The sequence below is a fragment of the Streptomyces sp. NPDC057950 genome (genome assembly GCF_042887295.1).
GTDB lineage: Bacteria > Actinomycetota > Actinomycetes > Streptomycetales > Streptomycetaceae > Streptomyces > Streptomyces kaempferi.
Map to the genome: position 1 here is coordinate 178,233 of NZ_JBHVPP010000020.1, position 12,292 is coordinate 190,524.

At 68.6% G+C, this 12,292-nt stretch carries 13 protein-coding genes and 3 pseudogenes; 9 read left to right on the top strand and 7 right to left on the bottom strand.

Going from position 1 to position 12,292, the window contains the following annotated elements; translation table 11 throughout:
* Positions 1-2: 2 nt before the first annotated feature.
* Both ACFVTC_RS30180 and ACFVTC_RS30185 read right to left on the bottom strand, forming a co-directional pair.
* Positions 3-1,175 carry an SIS domain-containing protein gene (locus ACFVTC_RS30180; protein ID WP_390131652.1) on the bottom strand — a complete coding sequence of 391 codons (1,173 nt, stop codon included), beginning with the start codon at positions 1,173-1,175 and terminating at the stop codon, positions 3-5.
* On the bottom strand, positions 1,172-2,464 hold the full coding sequence (locus ACFVTC_RS30185) for a D-tagatose-bisphosphate aldolase, class II, non-catalytic subunit (RefSeq protein WP_390131653.1): 1,293 nt from the start codon (positions 2,462-2,464) through the stop codon (positions 1,172-1,174). Before ACFVTC_RS30185 ends, ACFVTC_RS30180 begins: the two co-directional genes overlap by 4 nt.
* A 149-nt stretch (positions 2,465-2,613) precedes the next feature.
* Here ACFVTC_RS30185 and ACFVTC_RS30190 point away from each other — a divergent pair, with 149 nt between their 5' ends.
* The 3 genes from ACFVTC_RS30190 to ACFVTC_RS30200 all read left to right on the top strand — a co-directional run bounded on the left by ACFVTC_RS30190 (position 2,614) and on the right by ACFVTC_RS30200 (position 4,963).
* Complete coding sequence (locus tag ACFVTC_RS30190; RefSeq protein WP_390131704.1) at positions 2,614-3,408, top strand: GntR family transcriptional regulator; 795 nt, start codon at positions 2,614-2,616, stop codon at positions 3,406-3,408.
* 396 nt (positions 3,409-3,804) lie between these two features.
* Positions 3,805-4,227: a PhzF family phenazine biosynthesis protein gene (locus ACFVTC_RS30195; protein ID WP_390131654.1), complete on the top strand. Its 423-nt coding sequence runs from the start codon at positions 3,805-3,807 to the stop codon at positions 4,225-4,227.
* A 10-nt stretch (positions 4,228-4,237) separates the two neighbouring features.
* Positions 4,238-4,963 carry an amidohydrolase family protein gene (locus tag ACFVTC_RS30200; protein WP_390131655.1) on the top strand — a complete coding sequence of 242 codons (726 nt, stop codon included), beginning with the start codon at positions 4,238-4,240 and terminating at the stop codon, positions 4,961-4,963.
* A gap of 381 nt (positions 4,964-5,344) precedes the next feature.
* Here the strand turns inward: ACFVTC_RS30200 and ACFVTC_RS30205 are convergent, their stop codons facing one another.
* Positions 5,345-5,794 (bottom strand): peptidoglycan-binding protein, encoded by a 450-nt coding sequence (locus tag ACFVTC_RS30205; protein ID WP_390131656.1) that lies wholly within the window; start codon positions 5,792-5,794, stop codon positions 5,345-5,347.
* A 994-nt stretch (positions 5,795-6,788) separates the two neighbouring features.
* Here ACFVTC_RS30205 and ACFVTC_RS30210 point away from each other — a divergent pair.
* Both ACFVTC_RS30210 and ACFVTC_RS30215 read left to right on the top strand, forming a co-directional pair.
* Positions 6,789-7,175, top strand: a complete 387-nt coding sequence (locus ACFVTC_RS30210; RefSeq protein ID WP_390131657.1) for a DUF4232 domain-containing protein — start codon at positions 6,789-6,791, stop codon at positions 7,173-7,175.
* A gap of 63 nt (positions 7,176-7,238) precedes the next feature.
* Positions 7,239-7,592 carry an IS5 family transposase gene (locus ACFVTC_RS30215; RefSeq protein WP_390131658.1) on the top strand — a complete coding sequence of 118 codons (354 nt, stop codon included), beginning with the start codon at positions 7,239-7,241 and terminating at the stop codon, positions 7,590-7,592.
* Positions 7,593-7,695: 103 nt separating this feature from the next.
* Here ACFVTC_RS30215 and ACFVTC_RS30220 read toward each other — a convergent pair whose 3' ends face one another.
* On the bottom strand, positions 7,696-8,073 hold the full coding sequence (locus tag ACFVTC_RS30220) for a VOC family protein (protein WP_390131659.1): 378 nt from the start codon (positions 8,071-8,073) through the stop codon (positions 7,696-7,698).
* 1,029 nt (positions 8,074-9,102) lie between these two features.
* On the opposite strand from ACFVTC_RS30220, the gene ACFVTC_RS30225 reads away from it, so the two are divergent.
* Positions 9,103-9,354 carry a hypothetical protein gene (locus ACFVTC_RS30225; protein ID WP_390131660.1) on the top strand — a complete coding sequence of 84 codons (252 nt, stop codon included), beginning with the start codon at positions 9,103-9,105 and terminating at the stop codon, positions 9,352-9,354.
* 167 nt (positions 9,355-9,521) lie between these two features.
* Positions 9,522-9,825, top strand: a pseudogene (locus tag ACFVTC_RS30230) (hypothetical protein); the annotation flags it as partial.
* A gap of 7 nt (positions 9,826-9,832) precedes the next feature.
* Here ACFVTC_RS30230 and ACFVTC_RS30235 read toward each other — a convergent pair.
* Together ACFVTC_RS30235 and ACFVTC_RS30240 are read right to left on the bottom strand one after the other, a co-directional pair.
* Positions 9,833-9,919: pseudogene (locus ACFVTC_RS30235) on the bottom strand (IS5/IS1182 family transposase); the annotation flags it as partial.
* A 202-nt stretch (positions 9,920-10,121) separates the two neighbouring features.
* The gene (locus ACFVTC_RS30240; protein WP_390131661.1) at positions 10,122-10,733 is read right to left on the bottom strand and encodes a TetR/AcrR family transcriptional regulator; all 612 of its coding nucleotides are present in this window, start codon (positions 10,731-10,733) and stop codon (positions 10,122-10,124) included.
* A 143-nt stretch (positions 10,734-10,876) separates the two neighbouring features.
* On the opposite strand from ACFVTC_RS30240, the gene ACFVTC_RS30245 reads away from it, so the two are divergent.
* Entirely contained in the window at positions 10,877-11,611 is a 735-nt protein-coding gene (locus ACFVTC_RS30245; protein WP_390131662.1) for an SDR family NAD(P)-dependent oxidoreductase, read from the top strand.
* 33 nt (positions 11,612-11,644) lie between these two features.
* Positions 11,645-11,778, top strand: a pseudogene (locus ACFVTC_RS30250) (NAD(P)-binding domain-containing protein); the annotation flags it as partial.
* A 262-nt stretch (positions 11,779-12,040) separates the two neighbouring features.
* Here the strand turns inward: ACFVTC_RS30250 and ACFVTC_RS30255 are convergent.
* Positions 12,041-12,196, bottom strand: coding sequence for a hypothetical protein (locus ACFVTC_RS30255; RefSeq protein WP_390131663.1), 156 nt, complete (start codon positions 12,194-12,196; stop codon positions 12,041-12,043).
* Positions 12,197-12,292: the final 96 nt, after the last annotated feature.

Consider the following 12,292-nt stretch of genomic DNA (forward strand, 5'->3'; position numbering starts at 1 on the left):
TGTTACGCGACGTCGTCGCGTCGCTGGGGGAGCGGATGCACGGTCACGCCCTGCACCACGCGGTTCACCTCTCCGGAGGGGAACGGGTTGTCGGGCCGTATGCCTTGGCCCAGAGACGAGCGCAGCGCGATGAGCTGCGCGCACACCACTGCAGGAAGGGCGAGGACTGCGTCGTCGGCGTCCTCGAGCCCAGGGAGCAGCCAGGTGCCTTCGCCCGGCAGTCCGTCCTGTGACGCGGTGACGGCGACGACGCTGCCTTGGGGAAGTCCTGCGCGAAGTTCGGCGAGGATGTCGAGGTCGTAGCGGCGTGTGTAGGGGTCGTTGGACACGTAGACGACGACGGCGGTGCGGTCGTTCAGCACGGACTTGGGGCCGTGGCGAAAGCCGAGTGAGGACTCCGAGGACGCGACAAGTGCGCCCCCGGTGAGCTCCAGCAGTTTCAGGGCGGACTCATGGGCCAGCCCCTTGAGTGCGCTGCTGCTGCCGAGATACACCAGTCGCTCGGGTTCGCGGGCCAGCAGTTCCTCGATGCGTGGGCTGAGGCCGCCCGCGGTGATGTGCTCGGCCGCGACGGCGGGGGCTTCGATGGCCTCCGCGGTGAGCGCGCCCAGGGCGAGCAGGGACGCCAGGAGCATGCTGGTGAAGCTCGAGGTCATGGCGAAGCCTTGGTCGTTCGCCGCCGCGGGCATGTGCAGGACGTGGGAGGAGGCACTTTCGCTGTGCAGTCGGGCCAACTGGCCGGCGCTGTTGCAGGTGATGACGAGGTGGTTCACGTGCGTCAGGAGCTGGTCTGCCAGCTGGGTCGCCGCGACACTTTCGGGGCTGTCCCCGGATCGGGCGAAGGAGACGAGCAGCGTCGGGACGTCGTCGGGGAAGGACGCACAGGGGTCGGCGACGATGTCGGTGGTGGAAACAGCGTCGGTGCGTCGGCCCGTGGCGCGGGCGACCGCGGCGCGGACGACTTCTCCGGCGAAGGCCGAGGTACCGGCTCCGGTGAGGACGATCCGCAGGTTCTCGTCGGCCAGGAGGGGTTCGAGGAAGGCGTCCAGGGAGCCGCGTTCGGCGGCGACGATGGCGCCGACCTCACGCCACACGTCGGGCTGTTGAATGATCTCCGCGCTGGTGTGGTCGGCCCCGCTGTCCTGCGGTACCAGGTTCTGGACGGTGGTCTTCACTCGTACTCCTTGTCATGGGTGCGACACGCACGGTCGTAGTCGCGCAGGACGTCGCGGATTCGGTCGACCACGAGGTCCCTCGGTGCCGCGGAAAGGGCCCCGGTGCGGACGCGTCGGTACTGGTCGGGCAGGTGGGCGCTCAGCAGGGGAAGCGGAATGCCGAGATCGGAGAGATTGGTGAACAGGCGGTCCTGGGCGGCTGTGATCTCGGGGTCGGGCCAGTAGTAGCGCATGCGGTCGCTGTAGCTGTAGCGCCTGGCAAGCCGCTGATCGTCAGCATCGCCCTCGTAGTAGCCCTCCCACCAGGAAGGTTCGTCGCGCATACGGCGGTCGACCACCTCGCTCAGCCGCGACCGGGATTCGGCTGCGACGAGTTCGTCCTCGATGGCGGCCAGTGCGAACAGCGCCTCGCGCAGGGCGAACGTGAGTCCGGGTCCGACCTTGAGGACTGCCCAGTGGTCCTCCACCAGGCAGGCGAGTCCGTCCACCGTCTGGTAGTCGGTCGAGTGGGCTTCGAAGACCATGGCGGGTTCGTCGGCCAGGACCGTGCGCAGCTCGATCGTCCGCTCACCCTGGTAGTCGAACACCTGGAGGTGATCGAACTCCACGCCGGGCTGCACGACCAGGGCCATGACGCGAGGCCACGCTCCGGCCACGCCGTGCCTCTCGAAGGCGCGACGGTTGTGCTCCAGGGTCAGGCGTGCTGCTTGCGGACTGGTGGCAACCATGCCTTCCAGCGTTTCGTGCGCCCCTCCCGGCACCGGAACCTCGGTTCCGATGACATACCGGAGGGCGTCGGCGGAGTCGCCCGCGGTGGTCTCGGCCACGCGCACCAGGCGTGCGGTGCGCTCGGCGACCAGGTCGTCGGTCAGCGGAGCAACGTCGTCGGCGCAGGAGAAGCTGCAGTCCAGGTGGATCTTCGTGAAGCCGGCCCGGACGTATGCCGCGACAAGATCGTCCGCTTCGGCCATCGCTTCCCGCGAGGGCAGTGAACGCCACCGGTTGGGGCCGAGGTGGTCTCCGCCCAGAACGACCCGGTCCAGCGGCAGCCCGTGCTCGGCGGCAATGCCGTGCACCAGTTCGCGGAAGTCTTCGGGCCGCATACCGGTGTAGCCCCCGTACTGGTCCACCTGGTTGGAGGTCGCCTCGACGAGGACAGTTCCTCCCGAAGCGAGGGCCTGTCGGACCGCTGCCTCGATGACCAGCGGATGGGCCGAGCAGACAGAGGTGATGCCGTGTGGTTCGCCCGCCTTCTGGCGGCGTACCACTTCATCCAAGGGGTTCCACATGATCACTCCAGGGTTCACCGAAGCGCGTCAGCCGCATCTGTCGGTGCGCCTTCGAAAACGTGACTGGAACGGTACTGGTCTCGTGCATGGCCGTCAATGGTCTGTTAATGGTATTGAACTGGTCTGCTCGGAACTGGTATACATCTGGTATGTCTTCTTCGGATCGTGGTCTCCCGCAAGGGCTGCTGAGCGGAGACGCTCTGCCGCTGTACACCCAGATCGCCGGACGCCTCCTGGGCGACATCGCCGAGAAAGGCGCCCGGCCGGGAGATCGACTGCCGTCGGAGCGGGCGCTGGCCACCCGGTACGGCGTATCGCGGGTCACCCTTCGCTCCGCCCTGAACGAACTCGCGGAGCGCGAAGTCATCGAGTCCTCGCCGGCTCGCGGATGGTTTCTCGCCGAGGGCTACGATCGCGTCGCCCCGTCAACGCTTCCGCCGTCGCCCGGTCCGGCAACGGGCCAGTCGGTACAGGGCTTCGCCGATTACGCCGATCAACAGGGACTGCGACTTCGCGACTCAGTTCTGGAGACCGGAGTCCGGCCTGCCACGGTTCAGGAGTCCGAACTGCTGCGCGTCGGCCCGGGAGCGGCGCTCTTCGAGATGCGCCGGCTTCGCTACCTGGACGACATCGTCGTGGTGCTGGAGCACAACCGGCTGCCTCTCGCTTTGTGCCCGAAGCTGGCAGAAACGGACTTCACCAAGGAAACGCTCTTCGCCACACTCCGCCGCGCCGACCCGCCTCAACTGCCCAAGGTCGCCGACTACTCCGTGGAAGCCCGGCATCCGACGGCGGAGGAAAAGCAACTGCTGGAAATCATCGACGCGACTCCAGTGCTCGTCGCCACTCAGCTCGCCTTCAACCAGAACGGGCAGCCCCTCGAACTCACCGCGGCTGCGTTCCGCGGCGACCGGTACCACTTCCGGGCATCCATCACGGGGTGAGTGTGTCCGGAGCCGATCCCTTGGAGGGGACACCCCGACTGTGGGTCTCGTGGCCCGGGGAGGAACGTCCAGACGGGACGGAAGTCTCAATATCCGGAGGGGATCAGGGAGAGGCGGCCTCGCTGGCCTCGCTCCTCTGGGCGTGCCACCGGCGCCTCCCAGAGACGAAGGCCTTCCGCAGTGCACGGGGTGCACCCTCTCCGCCCACACCTTCGTCGGCCGTGGTCACCCTCACCACCACCCTTAGAACACACCCCTCTTCACGGCAGGGCAGGCCAGTCCACCTTGTCGCGAGTGGCTCTGTCGCCACCGAGCCGGCGCCCGTTGGATGTCCCTGCTTCCACCGATGGGCAGGGGATGCGCGGTGCGCGCCGTGGCTGCTGTCGAGAGGTGGCGATGACCGTGTCGCGTGCCCGTTCGTTCATGCAGGTCGACGTGTTCTCCACGAGCCCCTACTCCGGTAACCCTGTCGCGGTGGTCCTGGACGGGACGGACCTGATCGGGGAGGAGATGCAGCGGCTGGCAGATTGGACGAACCTGTCCGGGACGACGTTCGTCCTGCTTCCCACCGTCGCGGAGGCGGACCACCGGCTGCGGATCTTCGCTCCGGGAGGTGAGCTCCCCTTCGCCGGGCACCCCACCCTCGGCTCGGCTCGGCTCGGCTTGGCACGGCACGGCACGGCACGGGCCTGGCTGGACGGCGGCGGCGAGCCGCAGAACGCCGACCGCGGCGTGCAGGAGTGTGCTGCGGGCCTGGTCACCGTGCGCCGTGGCGAGGGCGTCCTGCCATTCCCTGGCCATGGGGCTACGCGGGCCTGAAGCCACCGACATGGACACCGTCGCCCGCGAGATGAAGCTGGCGGCCGGACTCGGCCTGTGTACCAGCCTGCACGTCGACGTCACCGGCCGGGCGGTCGCCGACCTGCGCACGCACGGGCTACTGGGGGACACCACCACGTTCGTCCACGGCAACGGACTCAGGGACGATGAGCTGCGGATGCTCGCCGACGCGGGCAGCTCACCGTCGATCAGCCCGGACGTCGAGCTGAAGATGGGATTCTGCTGGCCGATCACCGGCCGGGCGCTGGCCGCCGGTCCGCGCCCGACACTGTCCGTCGACGACGCCCCCTCGGCCGGTGGCGACATGTTCTCCGCGCTGCGCACCGCCTTCGCCGTCCAACGCGGTCTCGACGGCGGCCTGCGCTCCCGCGATCTGCTGGCCTTCACCACCATCGACGCCGCCGCCTCCTGCGGACTCGATGCCCGGACCGGCAGCCTCACACCCGGCAAGGACGCCGACATCCTCCTGCTGCGCGCCGACGATCTGACCGCCTTCCCGGTCACTGACCCGGCCGCCACCATCGTGAGCGCCGGCCACCCGGGCCTGGTCGACACCGTCCTCGTCGCCGGTCGCGTGGTCAAACGCGACGGCGCGCTGGTCGACGTCGACCTGCCGACGCTGAGGTCCAGACTTCTCGCATCACGCGATCGGATCGCGTCCGCTGCCGGAACCCCGCTTGACGGCACCTGGCACCCGCAGCCCGAGTCGGAGTAGGGGCAGGGGCAGGGGCATGAGGCTGTGCACGCCAGAACGGAGAAGTGGCGCGCACAGCAGTCACGAGCTGTCTTTGCAGTGCCCGGCTGTGACGGGCCCAGCGGTGCGGTGCAACCGCTGGTTCAGACAAGTCACTTGTCGGCCTGCCACTCCCTGCCGGGACTGTCCTCGACGGCGAGGCCGCCATCGTCGCCCCGGACGGCCGGATCAGCTTCGAGGCCGCGCAAGCTCGGGCGTAAACACACCTTCCCGAGCGCCACCTCCTGGCCAACCACGATCCCGGTCGAGACCCGCGAGCACAGGCCCCGGCCCGCCCAGGCTCGCCCCGGGCAGACGGGGGCGGGCCGGGGCTCCTCACCCGGCGGCCGGAGCTCGCCTGGATCAGGAGTCGGCGAAGCGCTTGAATGCGGCCTTGGTCCCCGAGCCGGCGACGCCGTCGATCGGGCCCGTGTAGCCCCACTGGGCTGCCAGCATGCGCTGCAGTGCCTTGACGGTGTTGGTGCCCGGGTCCCCGTCAATGGCGCCCGTGTAGCCCCAGATCCCCGAGAGGAAGCGCTGCATCGCCTTCCAACTGTTTGTACCCAGCTGGCCGTCGATGCTGTCGGTGTAGCCCCAGTACTCCGCGAGGAACCGCTGGACGTTCTTGGCCTCGGCCGTCGTGAGGCCGAAATTCTGCGTCGCGGCCGCGATGGCGGGCTGGGCGGCAGCCGTCGTCCGGGGAGTGTTCACGGGCGCCGCGTAGCTGACGCCCGCGGTCACCACACTGCCGGCGGCGAGTCCGGCGATGGCGACGAGGCCTGCGAGGGTCTTGCCCAGAGCGTTCGGTCGCATGCGCGTTCCTCTTTCGATCGTGGGTCGGGGCCTGTCCTGCCCGGCGGCAGGCGGCGGGACCACGATGCAGGGTGGCCCGACGCCGTGGCCGCGGTTGCCGCACAACTGGCGAATTCTCGGGACGACAGACCCAGTGACCTGCGCCGCCGTACTCCTGCTGGACGGCCGCGCGGGACGGCCCCGAGCGACGCTTGGCAGACGTCACGGCCTCCTGGAGAGTGCGCGGCGCAAGCGGGCATCGTGTCTGGCTGCGGTGAGTCCCCTGCGGGCACCACCGTTTCGCCTCCTACAGGGCCAAGCACTGGCACGCCCAGCTCACCGGCTCCCGTCGTGGCCGCGAGGCACTGGAGAGCGTCGGCCTCGACGTCCGCCCCGAAACCCTCATCAAGTGGCTGTCGGATCCCGAGTGCAACGTCCGCCGCAGTTACCGCGACCTCATCCACACCGGGTACGAGAACGTCACCCTCGTCCCCGCCGACCCGATCCACGCCTCCATCCCCGACCACATCAAAGACCGCCAGTTCCTCCAGCCAGGCTGTTCGGCCACCTCGCCGATGTGCGGACCCTCCGCGCCTCCATGCCCGGGATGACCTCCGCCAAGCAGACTCCAGGCGGAGGAAGGCGTACGGCCTCTGTCAGACCACGGCGCGAACGCTGTTCGGCTCCTGCCAAGCTGGTGCTGGCCGGCACCAGCGCCCTTCCTACAGCTCCCCGACGAGGGCTGAACGGGGTGTCCTGCCCCGCCCGATCCGGTGACCGCGTGCGTTTGGGGCTCTGATGCACGGCGCGGATGCGGGAGCGTGGAGCAGCCGGGGCGCGACCAGGCCCTGGGAGACCTACGTGAGGAATCGCCATGCCGATCGCGAAGTCCACGGCTGCTGTGTCTGCGGCTGTACTCATGCTGGTGGGCGTGGCAGGAGCCGGAGCTGGGCAGGCGTCTGCCCGGACGGCCGTCGGCGTCGCGACGCCTTCCGCGTGCCGTCCGGCGAACCACATGGCCAAGATCACTCGGGCGCCTTCATCGTCGGGGCACCGCCACTACAGGGTCACCCTGACTGCGGCGCCAGGGTACGAACCGTGCCGACTGGCCGGGTCACCGACCGACGTACGGTTCTGCCGCCACGGCTCCGCTGAAGCGGTCACCGTCGGGCAATACGGCCCGCAGCACGTGGTGGTGACCTTCGGTCCGGGGCACCCGGTGCACTTCGACATCCGAGTGCCCGACAGGGCCGGTAGCACCCCGGCCGACGAGGCGTCCTTCACGCTCAGGACCCCGGACGGAATGATCCCCGGTGAGACCAGCGCATACGGCCGACTCAACGTCGCGCCCGGCACCGTCATCGGTCCGGTCCGGCCGAGTACGGCAACAGCCACGGCATAGACCGTTGCAGTACTGGTGGCACCAGGCCGTGTCTCTTCGATCAGGTAGCGCGTTGTTCTGATCATGCTCAGCAGGGGGGATCTGACTGACGCCGAGTGGGCAGTGTTGGAGCCGCTGCTCCCGGTGAGCAACAACCGGTGCGGTCGGTGGCGGGACCACCGGCAGGTGATCAACGGAATCATTCACCGGCTCGGCACCCGGGTGCAGTGGCGGGAGCTTCCCGAGCGCTTCGGCCCGTGGAAAACCGTCCATAAGCGGCACTTGCTGTGGTCAGCCGACGGCACCTGGGACGGACTCCTCCAGCACGTCCAAGCCGTCGCCGACGCCGAGGGCGATATCGACTGGAACATCAACGTCGACTCCACCGTCGTACGCGTCCACCAGCACGCAGTTCAGAGCCGTGGCCACCCGGTATGACAAGCGCGGGTATATCTACCTCGGCACCGTGACCGCCGCCGCCCTCCTCATCTGGCTCCGCTCATGATCGTGCCCTGGAGCGACCGCAGCTGGTTCCCTGCCCTCAGTGCCGCACAAGGCAGAACGGATGCCCTGCCGGATCGGCATAGACGCGCCAGCTCCGTTCGCCGGAACCCTCGTCCAGCACCCTCGCCCCCGAGGCCAGCACCTGCTTCTGGGCTCGGTCCAGGTCCGCGACACCGAAGTCAAGATGGAACTGCTGAGGCCGGGTCGAGTCGGGCCACTGCGGCGGCATGTAGTCAGCTACCCGCTGGAAGGCCAGGACGAGTCCGGACGGCGTGTGCAAGGTCGCCCAACCGTCACCCAGGGCCCATCGCCGATCCTCCTGATTGGCAGCTCCACCGAGCAACGCCTGGTAGAACTCGGCGAGTTCCGTCGGCTCGGAACAGTCCAGCACGACACACTGCACGTCAGCGATCACGGGCTGATCCTAAGCGCCGGCCGACAGCCCCGACCCTCGATATCCAAGATCGCAGCGACAGGCCCGAGTGGCCCACCCCTCCTTATCGGTGGCTGCCTGGCCAAGAGCACTGCCTACTCCTCGGACGGTTGGTGGGAGCACCGAGAGCGTCTGCCGAGGCGGGCAACCCCAGGAGACGGGTTGCTGCGGGCAAGCGCAGGCGGCTGGGTCGACTTGACTCCTGTCGGCGATCCTCCTTCGCCAAGGGTGCATCAATGAGTCGGTCGACGGTGGTACTTGACGGTGCGGGAATTTTCATGGGTCTCCGCACCGCGGGCGACGAGAAGTCCGAGAACCTCCAACTGCCCCGTTGGCCGCTGGACTTCAGTCAGCGGCGCAGCGCGGCAAAGTCTGGGCATGGAGCACCGCCATCGATAGAATGCAAAGAACGCGTCAAGTGGCGTGGGGGTGCCGGGAGGTCTGATCGGCGTGAAAGGGGCTGTGTGCCCCACATCGTCGATGCACTGGAAAGGGTTTGCTGTCATGGCCGTTGGCCTGCGTGCCTACCCGCCGTTCCTGTCGTCATCTCCGCCCCACGGCTACCTGAGTTGGTGCTCACCGTGGCAGTGGTCGATGCCCACGGTGCGGCCACTGCCTCACGGTTCGTACATCCCGGCCGCGCCGCGTCTGTCACCGTTCCTGCCGTGATCGTCGCCTCCCGCCGGACTGGCCTGCCCCGCACACCACAGGAGTCCTCGCGGCCATGACCTGGCATTGGATCGGCCTTGCCTGTCTCTTCCCCACCTTGCTGCTGGCCAGGCCGGCCCTGGTCAGTGGCCGGATACCACCACGTCGGCGGCACCGGCCCGCCCCCATGCGCCCACGCGGTTGGGCCCCGCTTGTTCTCTACTCCGTCGCACCCCTCAAGACGATCTCTCGTCGGGCGGAGACTCCGCCTGTCCTGGCCGGCACAGCCGTCGAAGACGTCGTGGCCGCTGCAGCGTTGGCGTGCGCAGCTCTGGCCCCGAGCCGAACCAGGAGCGTCACGCCGTGACCGGCCAGACCCGACTGCCGCGCCTCGTCCTCTCCCTCGCCGTGTGGTGGATGCTGATCGCCCTCATCTTGTGGCTCCTGGGCAAGGCGCTCGACCAAGCCGCCACACTCACGGAATGCGCTTCTTCGTCTGCTTTCCTCCTCGCCATCGGGGAGGCCGGCGACTGGCTACGGCGACGACGGAAGGCCAACCGGTCGCCGAGAGGGCACCGCACGACACAGTCACGGCAGCAACCGCCCAGCACGTAGACGGCGACCACGCACGTCCGATTGCCGTCGACCTCTGCGGTCCTGCCCGCACTTGGGCAGACGAACCCTTCCGGAGGGTTGCGTGCGCGTGAGACCTGAACTGGGGCGCTGCAAGCTATCGGCCCGAGCTGGCGGGAATTTGCCGGCGTGGGCCACGTCACCTCCTGGGCGGACGCCTGCCGACCGACACCCGCCACAACGCCCGCGGCCTCGCCTACGAAGCCTTCGCCGACGTATACGACTCCACCACCGCGCACCTACACGCGCGCCGAATGCAGCCACGCCCCCAAACAGACCGAGACCGTTTTAGACGGCGCCGAACGCTCCACCACCAGCGCCTTCCTCGGCGACGGCGTGAACAAGTGGAGCACCGCCACCACCCACACCGGTGACTCCACCGCCACCACCGCGGCAGAGGGCAACTCCGCGAGCCGGATCATCGTCGATGCCCTCGGCCGCACCACCGAGACCGGATGACGAGGCTGCGCTTGCGGGGCACGATCTTCTTGTCGGCGTCGATGCCCTGCCCGTGGGCGGGGACATTGATGGGGGTCTTGACGCTCTGCGTGTGGGGCCAACAGCTGCGAGGCTTACCACGTCGGGAAGCCCTCAGGGGCCGCCGATCTCCCCGGCGGCTTCTGCCGTGGCCTTCAACGAGCGGGCGGCCAGTTCCGTAAAAGCCCGCAGGCCCGGGCCTGCTGCCGGGCGGCTGGTGTCGCGTACCAGCGGTCGCAGCCGCGCGTCCGGCCCGGCCGCGGAGTGCCGAGTCAGCTCGACACGTCCTCCCGTCGCCGGTCATCGTCGGCTGTGGTGGGAATGGCGCTGTTGATGAGGACGGCGGCGATGGCGGCGGCGGTGGGGAAGGCGTCGGCGTCGAGGACCCGGGTGCGGGCCGCGGCGCCGTCGATGAGCAGCGCTAGCTGCTCGCCGAGCTGTTCGGGGTCGGCGGCGCCGGCTTCGCGGGCGGTGTCGGCGAGCCGCGCGGCGACGGCTGTCTTGTAGTCGCGTGCGTACTGGGACGCGGGGTGCTCGGGGTCGTGGAGTTCGACGGCGGCGGCGATGTACGGGCACAGGGGGGTGGTGGCGGGGACGTCGAAGGCGGCGAGGAGCCGTTCGCGCGGCGTGAGGTCGGTGCGGTCGAACACGCCGGACAGAACGGAGGGGTCGAACCGGCGCAGGTACTCGGCGACGAGTTCGTCCTTGCCGGTGAAGTGCTGGTAGGCCGTGCGCTTGGACACCTGGGCCGCCGCACAGAGCTGGTCCATGCCGGTGCGGTTGATGCCCTGCTCGCGGAACAGCTGCTGGGACGCGCTGATGATGCGCTCGCGGGCGCCTCGGCCGCGGCGGCGGCCCGTGGGGCCCTTCTCCAACTCCGTCATGGCTCCATGGTACCGCGGCTGGGTAACGACCGGTGTACATAGTTGCGCCCCGGCCGCCCACCCCCTACCGTAAGCACACAGGGCGGTGTACTTAATGCCGTCATCCCAGGTGCACACGGCACCACCGACTCAAGGGAGTGACGATGGGGAAGCTCGACGGCAAGGTGGCGGTCATCACCGGCGCCACCACCGGCATGGCACTGGCCGGGGCGAAGCTGTTCGTCGACGAGGGAGCGCACGTCTTCATCACCGGCCGCCGTCAGGAGGCCCTGGACGAGGCCGTGCAGCAGATAGGCCGCAACGTCACCGGCGTTCAGGGCGACGCCTCCGACCTGGACGACCTGGACCGCCTGTACGACACCGTCAAGCGGGAGAAGGGCAGCATCGACGTGCTCTGGGCCAGCGCCGGAGGGGGCGAGCCCGCCCCGCTCGGCGAGATCACCGAGACTCAGTTCGACACCTGGTTCGGGCTCAACGCCCGCGGAACCCTGTTCACCGTCCAGAAGGCCCTTCCGCTCTTCAACGACGGCGGTTCCATCCTCATGACCGGCTCCAACGCCTCCCTCGGCGCCTTCCCCGGCTGGAGCGTCTACGCCGGCAGCAAGGCCGTCCAGCAGGCATGGGCCCGAATCTGGCTCAACGAACTCAAGGACCGCCGCATCCGCGTCAACGTCCTGACCCCCGGCCAGGTCGCCACCGCCAAGCAGGCAGAACTCTTCGACGAGGCCACCAAGCGCCAGTTCGAGTCCCTCATCCCCCGCGGCCAGATGGGCCACCCCGACGAGATCGCCACCGCCGCCCTCTTCCTCGCCTCCGACGACTCCAGCTACGTCAATGGCATGGAACTCGTCGCCGACGGCGGCACCACCGCCATCTGAACCGAACAACCCACAACGAGGACAGGACTTCTCATGAGCAGCATCAGCATCATCGGCACCGGGAACATGGCCGTGCCATCGGCGCGCGGGCGGTAGCGGGCGGCAACACGGTCGAGGTCATGGGCCGCGATCAGTCCAAGGCCGCGGACCTGGCCACGGCTGTCGGCCGGGTGATTCGCTGATGTGGCGGACAACGGCCTCGCCCCGACGGTGTGCCTACGGCACGTTTCCGACGTATTCCGGTTGCCCTCCTACCGGAGCAGGCCGCCGAGCCATCCCCGTGAGTTGAGCACGGAACCCACCGGGTCGGCTCCGCCTCTGGACCTGGCTGGCCATTGAGACGGCCCCTCCCGAGTGAGGTTCGTCCGCGGATCAGCGCCGCCGGGGTGGGGAATCGGGGTGAGCAGGTGGGGAAGTCAGCGAGTCTCATCAGGTCCAGGGGATGTCTTTGTAGGCTGCCTCGATCGCACCGGCGTTGATCAGCGCGATTCGCGACTGCTCGTGTTCGGCTGTGCTCTCTTCGGTGCTCCGGGCGAAGATCCGGGCCGCATGTGCTTGGATCTCCTGCCGGTGGAAGGTGTCCACCAGGGGGCAGATTTCCGGAGTGACGTCTTGCGTGCGAACGTCTCGCCATAATCTTCGATTCGGTCTGACGTTCGGCGTCTCGGCCACTACTGTTCT

Bases quoted from the DNA above. Each gene is read 5' to 3' on its own strand.
- ACFVTC_RS30185 (WP_390131653.1), bottom strand. From the start codon at position 2,464: ATGTGGAACCCCTTGGATGAAGTGGTACGCCGCCAGAAGGCGGGCGAA.
- ACFVTC_RS30190 (WP_390131704.1), top strand. From the start codon at position 2,614: ATGTCTTCTTCGGATCGTGGTCTCCCGCAAGGGCTGCTGAGCGGAGAC.
- ACFVTC_RS30195 (WP_390131654.1), top strand. From the start codon at position 3,805: ATGACCGTGTCGCGTGCCCGTTCGTTCATGCAGGTCGACGTGTTCTCC.
- ACFVTC_RS30200 (WP_390131655.1), top strand. From the start codon at position 4,238: ATGGACACCGTCGCCCGCGAGATGAAGCTGGCGGCCGGACTCGGCCTG.
- ACFVTC_RS30205 (WP_390131656.1), bottom strand. From the start codon at position 5,794: ATGCGACCGAACGCTCTGGGCAAGACCCTCGCAGGCCTCGTCGCCATC.
- ACFVTC_RS30210 (WP_390131657.1), top strand. From the start codon at position 6,789: ATGGCCAAGATCACTCGGGCGCCTTCATCGTCGGGGCACCGCCACTAC.
- ACFVTC_RS30215 (WP_390131658.1), top strand. From the start codon at position 7,239: ATGCTCAGCAGGGGGGATCTGACTGACGCCGAGTGGGCAGTGTTGGAG.
- ACFVTC_RS30240 (WP_390131661.1), bottom strand. From the start codon at position 10,733: ATGACGGAGTTGGAGAAGGGCCCCACGGGCCGCCGCCGCGGCCGAGGC.
- ACFVTC_RS30245 (WP_390131662.1), top strand. From the start codon at position 10,877: ATGGGGAAGCTCGACGGCAAGGTGGCGGTCATCACCGGCGCCACCACC.